Source organism: Bacillus sp. FSL H8-0534 (assembly GCF_038005885.1).
GTDB classification, from domain to species: Bacteria; Bacillota; Bacilli; order Bacillales; family Bacillaceae_G; genus Bacillus_A; species Bacillus_A pseudomycoides.
The window spans coordinates 2,425,003-2,437,963 of sequence record NZ_JBBOUC010000001.1 but is presented as its reverse complement, the minus strand read 5'-3'; the positions used below and the strand labels follow the sequence as shown (position 1 = coordinate 2,437,963).

Genomic DNA, 12,961 nt, shown 5'->3' with positions numbered 1-12,961 from the left:
AACTTGGTCAAAAATCATACAACTTTGCGACAAAAATGTAAACGTTTTTACAAAATGAAATTATTGACGAAATTAATTATAGGATTTAATATTTAAATACGTTAAATATTTTATTGTTTAAATGAGAGGTGGATAACATGCCAAATGATATGACTCATATTGATAGAATTCAGGCTTTAGCATTCTCTATAGGAAAGAAAATGCAAACGGAGTTACTAGAACAAATGCAAGCATCAGGACTTACACCACCGCAATTTTATATTTTAAAAATTTTAGACCATTACGGTGCATCAAGAGCAACGAAATTGGCGAAGAAAATGTATGTGAAACCAAGCGCAATTACAGTGATGATCGATCGGTTAATCGATCAAGAATTGGTACTGCGCTACCATGACAAAGAAGATCGCCGTGTTGTTGTAATTGAGCTGACGAAGAAGGGGAAAGATGTAGTAGAAGAGGCAATGACTGCTCGTAATGAGCATATTGCAAAATACTTCTCACATTTAGAATTACAAGAGAGAGAAGATTTACTACGCTTATTTGAAAAGTTAGAGGTAATTATTTGCGGGGAATCTGAGAAGAAAGAGACAAACTAAAAGGAATTGAGGAGATTACATGGAGCAACAAGAAAATCAGAATAGAAAGCTGTTGTTAATCGGTCTAGTTATTGCCATGTTATTTGCTGCATTAGATGGAACAATCGTTGGTACAGCAATGCCGCGAATTGTTGGCGATCTAGGCGGATTAAGTTTAATGACATGGTTAACAACGGCATATATGTTAACATCAACAACAGTTGTACCAATTGCAGGTAAGTTAGCGGATTTATTAGGACGTCGTAACGTGTATATTACAGGATTAATCATTTTTATGGTTGGCTCAGCACTTTGCGGTATGGCGAATGGTATGACTGAGTTAATTATTTTCCGTGGTATTCAAGGGCTTGGTGGCGGTATTATGATGCCAATGGCGATGATTATTATCGGGGATATGTTTACAGGGAAAGAACGTGCGAAATGGCAAGGAATCTTTGGAGCGTTATATGGTCTTGCTTCCGTAATTGGACCGCAAGTGGGCGGTTGGATTGTTGATGCTGTCAACTGGAGATGGGTATTCTATATCAACTTGCCAGTCGGTATTTTGGCGACAATCTTTATTGCAATGGGATTAAAAGGACATAAACAAACAGGTCCAATTAAAATTGATATCGCTGGTATTTTCACGATGATTCTTGGTGTTGTGACTTTATTACTTGCACTAACGTTTGGCGGGAAAGACTATGCTTGGGATTCTTGGCAAATCATTGGATTATTTGCACTTGCTATCATTGGTATAGTAAGCTTCATCATTGTTGAAACGAAGGCGGAAGAACCAATTTTACCAATGCATTTCTTTAAAAACCGTACATTTACACTATTAAATGCAATTGGTTTCTTTATGAGTATTGGAATGTTTGGTGCAATTATGTTCGTTCCATTCTTTATGCAAGGAATTGTTGGCGTAAGTGCGGCTGAATCTGGAACGATAATGACACCAATGATGATTACGATGATTGTGATGAGTATTATTGGTGGTCAGCTTGTATTAAAGGTAGGCGTAAAACCACAAATTATTACAGGTATGCTCATTATGGCTGGCGGTTTTTGGTTATTAACAACAATGGATATGCATACAACTAAACTTATTGCAACATCATATATGATGATTATCGGTTTAGGAATGGGTCTTGTAATGCCGACATTAACATTAGCATTACAAGAAAGTTTCCCGAAAAAGGATCTTGGAGTTGTAACATCTTCAAGTCAGTTCTTCCGTCAAATCGGTGGGACGTTCGGAATTACGATTTTAGGTTCTATTATGAATAATACGTCAGGTACAACATTGACAAATAAATTAGTTCCTGTACTAGATACATTCCCAGCAGAAGCGGGACAAATGGTAACGAAGTTTAAAGATATGATTCATACAGATCCACAAAGTTTATATTCTATGCTATTTAGCCCAGAAGCATTAAAACAAATGCCAGAAGCATTCTCAAATAGCATTGTACCAATTTTGAAAACATCTTTAGTGGATTCACTTCATAGTGTATTCCTAACAGGGTTAGTCTTTATCGTAGTTGGTGCCGTATTTACAATCTTCTTACAAAAAATTAAGCTTTCTAATCGTAAAAAAGGTGCAGAAGAACCTGCTACTGAAGTAGAAGAGAAAGATACAAACGTATCTTACTCATAATAAGAAAAAAGCATCGCCTTATGGTGGTGCTTTTTTAGTTATAAATGATTGACGTATTTTTGTAAATGAGTTATATTATTTTCTGTAAACGGTTACATGAAATGGAGAGGGAAGAGAATGAGTACGATTAAAGATGTTGCGAAATTAGCGGGAGTATCTGTTGCGACCGTTTCCAGGGTGTTAAATAAGAACGGATATGTTCACGAAGATACATTAAAAAAAGTGGAACGAGCAATTGAACTGTTGGATTATAAGCCTAGTACAGTAGCACGTTCTTTATATAATAAAAAATCTCGCTTAATTGGTTTGGTTGTTCCAAATATCGTGAATCCATTCTTTCCAGAAGTTGCACGTGCCGTAGAGGATGTAGCACATAAGCAAGGATACACAGTTGTACTTTGTAATTCTGATGAAAGTTTAGAGAAAGAGAAACAATATATTGATGTGCTCAGACAAAATAATGTTGATGGGTTTATTGTGGCAACAAACCCACAAAATAGTATGAATTACATGAACTTGTCTGTGCCAGTTGTGGCAATTGACCGCATGTTTAATGAGCGTATTCCGACGGTATATGCAGATAACTATGCGGGAAGTCAAGAAGCAACAAAGTTACTGTTAGAAAAAGGGTGTCAACATATTGCGCATATTCGTGGACCGCGCGATGTGAGTACAGCAAATGAGCGTTTTGAAGGTTTTGTAGATGTTATTACACAATATGGGCTTTCTTATATGATTGCAGAAAGTACGTTTGATCCGGCAGATAGCGAACGTGTGGCAATGGAATTGTTAGAAGAGTATTCGCATATCGATGGCATTGTAGCTGGAAATGATTTGATTGCCATTGGGGTAGTGAAAGCGGCATTACAAAAAGGAATTTCCATTCCAGATGATTTACAAATTATTGGATTTGATGGTATTTCTTTAACAGAAATGATGTATCCATCTCTTACAACAGTTGCACAACCTATTTATGAAATGGGACGAATTGCAACAGAATTATTGCTAGAGCAAATGGAAGGAAATCAATTAGAAACCGAACATTATCGTTTACCGATTGAAATTATAGAACGAAATACAACGAAGTAAGGAGATGAGATATATGCCAAACATTGCAGTAGTCGGCAGTATTTCAATGGATTTAGTCGCTGTTTCAAAAAAGCGACCAAAAGCAGGAGAAACAGTGATTGGAGAAGCGTTTCATACAGTGCCTGGAGGAAAAGGAGCAAACCAAGCTGTTGCCGCAGCTAGATTAGGTGCAAATGTGGCAATGGTAGGTGCTGTAGGAAATGATGATTATGGTAAGCTAGTTAGAAAAAATTTAGAGAATGAACGTATTTTTATCGACTATGTGGTACCGGTTACAGATGAAACGACAGGAATTGCGCATATTGTTTTGGCCGAGGAAGATAACAGTATTGTTGTTGTGCAAGGAGCAAACCGTCTCGTGAATCAGCAAATTGCCGATCGCGCAAAAGATCTTCTTGCAAAAGCTGATATGGTTGTCCTTCAGCTGGAAATTCCGCTAGAAACAGTGGAATACGTTCTTGATATTTGTGAAGAACACAAAATTCCGGTTATGTTAAATCCAGCTCCGGCACAAGTATTGCCAGTAGATATTTTAGAAAAGGCGACGTATATTACACCGAATGAGCATGAATGCCGCATTGTATTAGATGATTTTACGTCACCAATTGAAGAGTTACTTGCGAAATATCCAAATAAGTTACTGATGACAGAAGGTGGGAAAGGTGTTCGTTTCCATAATGGTACAGAGATTGTTCATGTACCAAGTATTGATGTTGAAGTAGTGGATACAACAGGAGCAGGTGATACTTTTAACGGTGCATTAGCGGTTGCACTTTCCGAAGGTGAGACATTACAAAAAGCAATCCGCTTTGCAAACATTGCCGGTGGTCTTTCTGTAACAAAGTTAGGGGCACAAGGTGGTATGCCAACAAGAGAAAAGGTAAGAGAAGTGCAGGTGATTGTTGGATGAAGAAGCATGGTGTATTAAATAGTGAAATTGCTGCGGTACTTGCTTCCCTTGGACATACGGATACAATTGTGATTGCTGATTGTGGTTTACCTATTCCAGATGGTGTAAAGCGAATTGATTTAGCGGTAGAACTTGGAAAACCATCGTTTCTAGAGGTGTTACAAGTCGTGATAGACGACATGGCAGTTGAAAAACTAACATTAGCAGAAGAGATTACGATCAATAATGCAGAAGTAAACAGAGAAGTTGAAGCACGTTTAAAAGAAGCTGCTTTTGAATACGTATCGCATGAGCAGTTTAAAGAACGTACAAAACAGGCAAAGGCAGTTATTCGTACGGGAGAAGCAACGCTATATGCGAATGTTATTTTACATGCCGGCGTGATTTTTTAATAAAGGGATGTGATGAGAATGCGTATTGAAATGAAAAATATTTCAAAAGCGTTCAATGGTAATCCTGTTTTAAAAAACGCACAGTTTAGTATTGAAACAGGAGAAGTCCATGCACTGATGGGGGAAAATGGAGCGGGAAAATCAACGCTCATGAAAATTTTAACAGGTGTATATACGAAAGATAGTGGTCAAGTCACGATTGATGGGCAAGAACGGACATTTAAAAACGCAAAAGAAGCTGAGGAATACGGAATTGCTTTTATTCATCAAGAGCTGAACATATTACCGAACTTAACAGTTGCTGAAAATATGTTTCTTGGGAAAGAGTTGATGTACGGCAAAACAGGCATTTTACGTACACGGCAAATGAATGGGTTAGCGCAGCAACAATTAGCAAGTCTTGGGCTTCACGTAAAAGGGGCTATGCTTGCTGGGGAATTATCAGTTGGACAGCAGCAAATTATTGAAATTGGTAAGGCCTTAATGACAAATGCGAGCGTTATTATTATGGACGAGCCGACAGCAGCCTTAACGGATCGCGAAATTGAAACACTCTTTACGGTTATTAATAAATTACGTAAAGAAGGCGTATCGTTCGTCTACATTTCACATCGCATGGAAGAAATCTTTTCTATTTGTGATGCTATTACGATTTTACGTGATGGGGAATATGTTGGAACGAGGTTAATTCTAGAAACATCATTTGATGAAGTAGTGAGTATGATGGTTGGTCGCAGCATCGGTGGGCGCTATCCGGAGCGCGATGCGAAGATCGGTGAAGTTATTTTTGAAATGCGTAACGCAACGAAAAAAGGGAAGTTTGAAAATATTTCGTTTCAAGTGAGAAAAGGTGAAATTCTCGGTGTCGCTGGATTAATGGGAGCTGGCCGCACTGATATTATGAAGGCGATATTTGGACATGAACCGTTAGATTCGGGCCAAATATTTATGAATGGGCAAGAAGTGAAAATTGATAGTCCAATTGATGCAATCCGGCAGCGAATTGCCTTTATTACAGAAGATCGAAAATCAGAAGGGCTTGTCTTAGATTTTTCTATTCGTGAAAATTTAGCATTGCCAAATCTAGAAAGTCTCTCAAAAGGTAGTGTGATGGATAAAGGAATAGAAGCACAGTTCACAGAGGATATGATGAAGCTTCTCAATGTAAAAGCGGCAAATGGTGAACAAGCCGTCAAATCACTTTCTGGTGGAAATCAACAAAAGATTGTTATTGCAAAATGGCTAGGAATCCATCCGCAGCTGTTAATTTTAGATGAACCAACACGGGGCGTTGATGTTGGAGCAAAAAAAGAAATTTACTCTATTATGAACAAGCTTACAAAGCAGGGGGATGCGGTTATTATGGTTTCATCCGAACTTCCAGAAGTTTTAGGAATGAGCGATCGTGTCCTTGTTATTCATGAAGGAAAAGTAGGCGGTATTTTAGAGAAAGATAAAGCAACACAAGAGTCCATTATGGCATTAGCTACAGGGGGAGAGTAAGTTATGGCTAAAAAGGGGAATATATTGCAGCAGCTAGGTTCTTTAATTGGATTGGCACTGATTATTGTAGTTATTACAGCATTAAATCCAGCATTTATTGAAATACCAAATTTATTTAATATTTTACGCCAAGTATCGATTAATGCACTCATTGCATTTGGAATGACCTTCGTTATTTTAACTGGGGGTATTGACTTATCGGTAGGTTCTATTTTAGCATTATCAAGTGCACTTGTTGCTGGAATGATGGCAAGTGGCATGGATCCGTTCCTTGCAATGGCAGTTGGATTATTGGCTGGGCTTGTAATGGGAATTGTAAACGGTATCATCATTGCGAAAGGAAAAGTGGCACCATTTATTGCGACATTAGCAACAATGACCATTTTCCGAGGGCTCACGCTTGTTTATATGGACGGACGTCCGATCACTGGCCTTGGTGATCACTTAATGTTTCAAATGTTTGGCCGTGGTTACTTCCTTGGTATTCCCGTACCAGCTGTAACGATGATGATTGCTTTTGCTGCATTGTACTTTATTTTAAAGAAGACAACGTTTGGTCGCCGTACTTTTGCAATTGGTGGAAATGAAGAAGCAGCGGCATTATCAGGTATTAATGTAACGCGAATAAAAGTAATGATTTATGGTCTTTCTGGAATTCTGGCAGCGCTTGCGGGTATCGTGTTAACATCACGCTTAGATTCTGCACAGCCAACTGCTGGTTCTTCTTACGAATTAGATGCAATTGCTGCAGTTGTATTAGGAGGAACAAGTCTTTCTGGTGGAAGAGGTTGGATTGTCGGCACGTTCATTGGTGTACTGATTATCGGTGTACTAAATAACGGTCTAAATTTATTAGGTGTATCTTCTTTCTTCCAACAAGTTGTAAAAGGGCTTGTGATCTTACTTGCTGTATTAATTGATCGTCGAAAAGAAGCATAATGGAGGGACAATTCATGAAAAAATGGTTACTTGTACTCGTTGCACTCATAATGGTAATCACTGCTGGTTGTTCAATGGAACCACCAGAATGGGCAAAGGATTCTAGTGATAAAGGTCGAAATAAAACTATTAAAGTTGGATTTTCTGTTTCAACTTTAAACAATCCATTTTTCGTTACGTTGAAAAAAGGGGCAGAAAAGAAGGCGAAAGATAGTGGCATTGAGTTAATTGCTGTTGATGCACAAAATGATGCAGCGAAGCAAACGAATGATGTTGAGGATTTAATTCAAAAAGGCGTTGATCTAGTTGTCATTAATCCAACAGATTCAGATGCAGTTGCTTCAGCAGTAAGTGCAGCGAATGCAGCAAACATCCCTGTTATTACAGTAGATCGTGTTGCAAACTCAGGAAAAGTTGTTTCACACATCGCATCAAATAATGTAGAAGGTGGAACCATGGCTGGTGACTACATTCGTGAGCTTGTTGGTGAAGGTGCAAATGTTGCTGAGTTAGAAGGGATTCCTGGATCATCCGCTGCTCGTGAGCGTGGGAAAGGATTCCATAAAGTTGCCGATAAGGGGCTAAAAGTTGTTGCAAAGCAAGCCGCAGACTTTGACCGTGCCAAAGGATTATCAGTTATGGAAAACATATTGCAGGCAAATAATGATATAAAAGCAGTGTTTGCTCATAATGATGAAATGGCATTAGGTGCGCTGGAAGCATTAAAATCTGCTGGAAAAACAGATGTGGTTGTTGTTGGATTTGATGCCACAGATGATGCTGTGAAAGCGGTTAATGACGGACGTATGACAGCAACTGTTGCGCAAAAACCAGAATTAATCGGAGAGAAAGCGATGGAAACAGCAAGACAAGTGAACCAAGGTAAAAAAGTGGAAAAATTCATTCCGATTGAATTAGAGCTTATTAAGAAAAAATAAAATATAAACTTACATTTAGGAAGGAAGAAAAACAAATGAAATTTTTTATTGATACAGCAAACATTGATGAAATTAAAGAGGCAAATGATTTAGGCGTATTAGCAGGTGTAACAACAAATCCATCACTTGTAGCAAAAGAAGGCGTAGATTTCCATGAACGTATTCGTGAAATTTGCAGCGTTGTAACAGGACCTGTAAGTGCAGAAGTTATTAGCCTAGAATCAGATAAAATGATTGAAGAAGGAAAAGAATTAGCAAAAATTGCTCCAAACGTTGTTGTAAAAGTACCAATGACAAAAGAAGGCTTAAAAGCAGTAAAAGCATTCTCTGATTTAGGAATTCGTACAAACGTTACGTTAGTATTCTCTGCAGTACAAGCATTGCTTGCAGCACGTGCAGGTGCAACGTACGTATCTCCATTCTTAGGTCGTTTAGATGATATCGGTCATAATGGTATGGACTTAATTCGCCAAATCGCTGATATCTTTGTAATTCATGACATTAAAACAGAAATTATCGCAGCATCTGTACGCCATAGCGTTCACGTAACAGACGCAGCATTAAACGGTGCACACATTGCAACAATTCCGGCAAACGTAATTGGCGCATTAGTGAAACATCCGTTAACAGATCAAGGAATTGAGAAATTCTTAGCTGATTGGGAGAAAACACAAGGGAAATAAAGTGAAACTTCCATCTGTGAAGGATTGCTCCCCGTTTATGAGGGGGAAACAAAAACTACCAAGGTTAGCATTACGTTAACCTTGGTAGTTTTTTTGTTTGTAAAATAATGAATAAAAGAATTTTCATGCAATTGTGCATATTGTCTTTTAAATTTTCTATCTAAGTTATTTAATATATAATAAATAACTCTTTTTTGTGAGTTTTTTTGATACGAGGTAAATAATCAGTACAGGGTCTGACCAGAGGACTGGAGGGCATGATTCTATAAGGGAATAATTACTATTCCATGATTATAGAACTATGTCTTTTTTATTGTATATAGAAGGGGGGATAGGTCTATATTATAGAACTTATATATATTGTGCATTCCATATTATCAATTATCTAAATTTTAAGTCTTGTTACAATTAATAAGGGAGGAAATAGTAATGAAAAGAAAAACACCGTTTAAAGTTTTTTCATCTTTGGCAATCACGACAATGCTTGGTTGCACATTTGCACTTGGTACATCAGTAGCTTATGCGGAAACAACATCTCAGTCAAAAGGAAGTATTTCAACAACTCCAATTGATAACAATTTAATTCAAGAAGAGCGCTTGGCTGAAGCTTTAAAAGAACGTGGAACGATTGATCGATCAGCATCAAAAGAAGAGACACAAAAGGCTGTAGAGCACTATATTGAAAAAAAGAAGGGTGATCAGCCAAATAAAGAAATTCTTCCGGGTGACCCTGCTAAAGAGGCATCTGATTTTGTGAAAAAAGTAAAAGAAAAAAAGATGGAAGAAAAAGAAAAAGTGAAGGAGTCTGTAGAAAATGCTAGCCCAGAGCAAACGCCTTCACAAAATAAAAAACAGTTAAATGGAAAAGTACCAACTTCTCCAGCAAAGCAGGCTCCATATAACGGAACTGTACGTACAGATAAAGTACTTGTACTACTTGTAGAGTTTAGTGATTATAAACATAATAATATTGAGCAAAGCCCTGGTTATATGTATGCGAACGACTTTAGTAGAGAGCATTATCAAAAAATGTTATTCGGTAATGAACCATTCACGTTATTCAATGGTTCAAAAGTAAAAACATTTAAACAATATTATGAAGAGCAATCTGGTGGTAGTTATACGACAGATGGTTATGTGACAGAATGGTTGACTGTTCCTGGGAAAGCAGCAGATTACGGAGCAGATGGTAAAACTGGTCATGATAATAAAGGGCCTAAAGGGGCACGTGACCTTGTGAAAGAAGCATTAAAAGCAGCAGCAGAGAAAGGATTAGATTTATCTCAATTTGACCAGTTTGATCGTTATGATACAAATGGTGATGGAAATCAAAATGAACCAGACGGTGTAATTGATCATTTAATGGTCATTCATGCTGGGGTTGGTCAAGAAGCTGGTGGAGGTAAATTAGGTGATGATGCGATTTGGTCACATCGTTCTAAATTAGCACAAGATCCAGTTGCAATTGAAGGAACAAAGTCAAAAGTTTCGTATTGGGATGGAAAAGTTGCTGCACATGATTACACAATTGAGCCTGAGGATGGTGCAGTTGGCGTATTCGCTCATGAATTTGGTCATGATCTTGGTTTACCAGATGAATATGATACGAATTATACTGGAACTGGATCACCTGTAGAATCATGGTCATTAATGAGTGGTGGTAGCTGGACAGGAAAAATCGCAGGAACAGAGCCAACAAGTTTTTCACCGCAAAATAAAGATTTCTTACAAAAAAATATGGGCGGAAACTGGGCGAAAATTGTAGAAGTAGATTACGATAAAATAAAACGTGGAGTAGGTTTCCCTACATATATTGATCAAAGTGTTACAAAATCCAATCGTCCAGGTCTTGTACGTGTAAATTTACCTGAGAAAAGTGTTGAAACAATTAAAACTGGATTTGGCAAGCATGCATACTACAGTACAAGAGGCGATGATATGCATACAACATTAGAAACACCTTTGTTTGATTTAACGAAAGCAGCTAACGCGAAATTTGATTATAAAGTAAACTATGAACTTGAAGCAGAATGTGATTTTATTGAAATACATGCGGTGACAGAAGATGGAACAAAAACATTAATCGATAAACTAGGCAATAAAGTAGTAAAAGGTGATAAAGATACGACAGAAGGAAAATGGATTGATAAATCATATGATTTAAGTCAATTTAAAGGGAAGAAAGTGAAATTGCAATTTGATTATATTACAGATCCTGCTGTAGCATATAAAGGATTTGCAATGGATAATGTGAACGTAACAGTCGATGGAAAAGTAGTATTTTCAGATGATGCAGAAGGACAAGCGAAAATGAAGTTAGATGGTTTTGTCGTTTCTGATGGAACAGAAAAGAAACCACATTATTATTATTTAGAGTGGAGAAACTATGCTGGATCAGATGAAGGGTTAAAAGTAGCGAGAGGTCCAGCATATAATACTGGTCTTGTTGTTTGGTATGCAGATGATAGTTTTAAAGATAACTGGACTGGTCAACATCCTGGTGAAGGCTTCCTTGGTGTTGTTGATTCTCACCCGGAGACATTTGTTGGAAATTTAAATGGAAAACCAGTATACGGTAATACAGGGTTGCAAATTGCAGATGCTGCATTTTCACTTGATCAAACACCGGCGTGGAATGTAAATTCATTTACACGTGGACAATTTAATTACCCAGGCTTACCAGGTGTTGCAACATTTGATGATTCTAAAGTATACAGTAACACTCAAATTCCTGATGCGGGACGAAAAGTGCCGCAATTAGGGCTGAAATTCCAAGTTGTTGGGCAAGCTGATGATAAGTCGGCAGGAGCTATTTGGATTCGTCGTTAATAGATTAGTAATAAAATAGAAAAGTACGTTCTTCTTAAAAAGAACGTACTTTTTTATTTTGTGTAATACACATTGTTTACCTATATACAGTCTATCAAATGGTGTAGGGAAAAGGAATATTTCCGAGGAAATTGTCGAGACATAGTTGGTATTTATACATTTTTTTGAAAAATGAGTGAAGAGTGTATCAAGCTGATTGGTATAGAAGAAAGACGAGTTTCAGCAATTTACAATGAGTAGTATTCGGATACGATTATTACTGAAAAGTAAAAAAGAACAAGCGGAATTTTTAAATATATGAAATGAAAATACATTTTTTTGATATAGAGATAAATAGAGTTTGCTCCTTTTTTTGTCGTTTATAAATACATATATTTCAAGTTTTTACTGATTTTGAATCTAAAAAATAATTATTTATAAAAAACAAAATTATATATTGATTTTGTTTTTTATTTTGAGTAAAATTCAAAGGAATTAATTAAGATAGTGATAGTTTAATAGTTTAATAGTTTAATTGAAATTCTTTTTTAGGAAGGAAATGTAGAGAATATTTGTAAAGTTATATATATAGGGAGAGTGAAGTAATTGACAGCATTGAAAAAATTATCAGCTTTTGTGAAAAGTAGTATTGTTTTATTATGTGTAGCATGTATGTATTTTGCTATACCAACTGCACATGCAAGTGCGGAGACAGTTAAGATTTATCTTGATCCAGGTCATGGGGGAACAGATACAGGAGCGGTTGGAAATGGTTTGCGAGAAAAGGATTTAACATTAGATATCGCATTACGTATTCGTAACATTTTAAATGCAGAGTATACAGGTCATAAAATTAAAATGAGTCGTACAAGTGATGTATATCCTACGCTAACACAGCGAACAACTGATGCAAATAATTGGGGAGCAAATTTCTTCTTATCTGTACATATTAACAGTGGTGGTGGCTCTGGTTATGAAGATTATAGTTATCCAAATGCAGGAGCACCAACTACGACTTACCAGAATATAATTCATCAGGAAATTATGAAAACAACGGACCTTGATGATAGAGGGATCAAAACAAATAATTTCCATGTGTTAAGAGAAACGAATATGCCAGCAGTATTAACTGAAAATGGGTTTATTGATCGAGCAGAAGATGCTCAAAAATTAGGTAATGCAACATTTAGAGAACAACTTGCAAGAGGGCATGTAAATGGTTTAGTAAAGGCATTTGGATTACAGAAGAAAACATTCTTAATTCGTGTGAAAACAGAAGAATTATATTATTATAATCAACCTGATTGGAATGCAAAGGCTGGTACTGTGAAAAAAGGTGATGTATTCACTGTTGTGGCAACGGTAACTGTAAATGGTTCAAAAATGTATAAGCTAAAATCAGGAAGCTATATAACTGCTAATCCTTCATATATTGAGGTTTTACAATAAAGATTTGATTGAAAA

The 12,961-nt window shown here is 36.9% G+C and carries 11 protein-coding genes; all 11 read left to right on the top strand.

Annotated elements, in window-relative coordinates; translation table 11 throughout:
* Positions 1-137: 137 nt before the first annotated feature.
* The 11 genes from MHH71_RS12575 (at position 138) to MHH71_RS12525 (ending at position 12,946) form a co-directional block, all read left to right on the top strand.
* Positions 138-596: a MarR family winged helix-turn-helix transcriptional regulator gene (locus MHH71_RS12575; RefSeq protein WP_006093538.1), complete on the top strand. Its 459-nt coding sequence runs from the start codon at positions 138-140 to the stop codon at positions 594-596.
* A gap of 19 nt (positions 597-615) precedes the next feature.
* Positions 616-2,235 carry an MDR family MFS transporter gene (locus MHH71_RS12570; RefSeq protein ID WP_006093539.1) on the top strand — a complete coding sequence of 540 codons (1,620 nt, stop codon included), beginning with the start codon at positions 616-618 and terminating at the stop codon, positions 2,233-2,235.
* A gap of 117 nt (positions 2,236-2,352) precedes the next feature.
* Positions 2,353-3,324 (top strand): LacI family DNA-binding transcriptional regulator, encoded by a 972-nt coding sequence (locus tag MHH71_RS12565; protein WP_033798619.1) that lies wholly within the window; start codon positions 2,353-2,355, stop codon positions 3,322-3,324.
* Between the two features lie 13 nt (positions 3,325-3,337).
* Entirely contained in the window at positions 3,338-4,234 is an 897-nt protein-coding gene (gene rbsK / locus MHH71_RS12560) for a ribokinase (RefSeq protein ID WP_006093541.1), read from the top strand.
* Positions 4,231-4,626 (top strand): D-ribose pyranase, encoded by a 396-nt coding sequence (rbsD, locus tag MHH71_RS12555; RefSeq protein WP_033798620.1) that lies wholly within the window; start codon positions 4,231-4,233, stop codon positions 4,624-4,626. Before rbsK ends, rbsD begins: the two co-directional genes overlap by 4 nt.
* Before the next feature lie 18 nt (positions 4,627-4,644).
* Positions 4,645-6,129, top strand: a complete 1,485-nt coding sequence (locus MHH71_RS12550; RefSeq protein ID WP_006093543.1) for a sugar ABC transporter ATP-binding protein — start codon at positions 4,645-4,647, stop codon at positions 6,127-6,129.
* A 3-nt stretch (positions 6,130-6,132) separates the two neighbouring features.
* Positions 6,133-7,068 carry an ABC transporter permease subunit gene (locus tag MHH71_RS12545; protein ID WP_003195190.1) on the top strand — a complete coding sequence of 312 codons (936 nt, stop codon included), beginning with the start codon at positions 6,133-6,135 and terminating at the stop codon, positions 7,066-7,068.
* A gap of 14 nt (positions 7,069-7,082) precedes the next feature.
* Positions 7,083-8,006 carry a ribose ABC transporter substrate-binding protein RbsB gene (rbsB, locus tag MHH71_RS12540; protein WP_033798621.1) on the top strand — a complete coding sequence of 308 codons (924 nt, stop codon included), beginning with the start codon at positions 7,083-7,085 and terminating at the stop codon, positions 8,004-8,006.
* A 35-nt stretch (positions 8,007-8,041) separates the two neighbouring features.
* Positions 8,042-8,689 (top strand): fructose-6-phosphate aldolase, encoded by a 648-nt coding sequence (gene fsa, locus MHH71_RS12535; RefSeq protein ID WP_003195186.1) that lies wholly within the window; start codon positions 8,042-8,044, stop codon positions 8,687-8,689.
* A 429-nt stretch (positions 8,690-9,118) separates the two neighbouring features.
* A complete protein-coding gene (locus tag MHH71_RS12530; protein WP_006093545.1) occupies positions 9,119-11,518 on the top strand; it encodes an immune inhibitor A in 2,400 nt (799 codons plus the stop codon).
* A gap of 585 nt (positions 11,519-12,103) precedes the next feature.
* Positions 12,104-12,946: an N-acetylmuramoyl-L-alanine amidase family protein gene (locus tag MHH71_RS12525; RefSeq protein ID WP_006093546.1), complete on the top strand. Its 843-nt coding sequence runs from the start codon at positions 12,104-12,106 to the stop codon at positions 12,944-12,946.
* Positions 12,947-12,961 lie beyond the last annotated feature (15 nt).

Bases quoted from the DNA above. Each gene is read 5' to 3' on its own strand.
- MHH71_RS12575 (WP_006093538.1), top strand. From the start codon at position 138: ATGCCAAATGATATGACTCATATTGATAGAATTCAGGCTTTAGCATTC.
- MHH71_RS12570 (WP_006093539.1), top strand. From the start codon at position 616: ATGGAGCAACAAGAAAATCAGAATAGAAAGCTGTTGTTAATCGGTCTA.
- MHH71_RS12565 (WP_033798619.1), top strand. From the start codon at position 2,353: ATGAGTACGATTAAAGATGTTGCGAAATTAGCGGGAGTATCTGTTGCG.
- rbsK (WP_006093541.1), top strand. From the start codon at position 3,338: ATGCCAAACATTGCAGTAGTCGGCAGTATTTCAATGGATTTAGTCGCT.
- rbsD (WP_033798620.1), top strand. From the start codon at position 4,231: ATGAAGAAGCATGGTGTATTAAATAGTGAAATTGCTGCGGTACTTGCT.
- MHH71_RS12550 (WP_006093543.1), top strand. From the start codon at position 4,645: ATGCGTATTGAAATGAAAAATATTTCAAAAGCGTTCAATGGTAATCCT.
- MHH71_RS12545 (WP_003195190.1), top strand. From the start codon at position 6,133: ATGGCTAAAAAGGGGAATATATTGCAGCAGCTAGGTTCTTTAATTGGA.
- rbsB (WP_033798621.1), top strand. From the start codon at position 7,083: ATGAAAAAATGGTTACTTGTACTCGTTGCACTCATAATGGTAATCACT.
- fsa (WP_003195186.1), top strand. From the start codon at position 8,042: ATGAAATTTTTTATTGATACAGCAAACATTGATGAAATTAAAGAGGCA.
- MHH71_RS12530 (WP_006093545.1), top strand. From the start codon at position 9,119: ATGAAAAGAAAAACACCGTTTAAAGTTTTTTCATCTTTGGCAATCACG.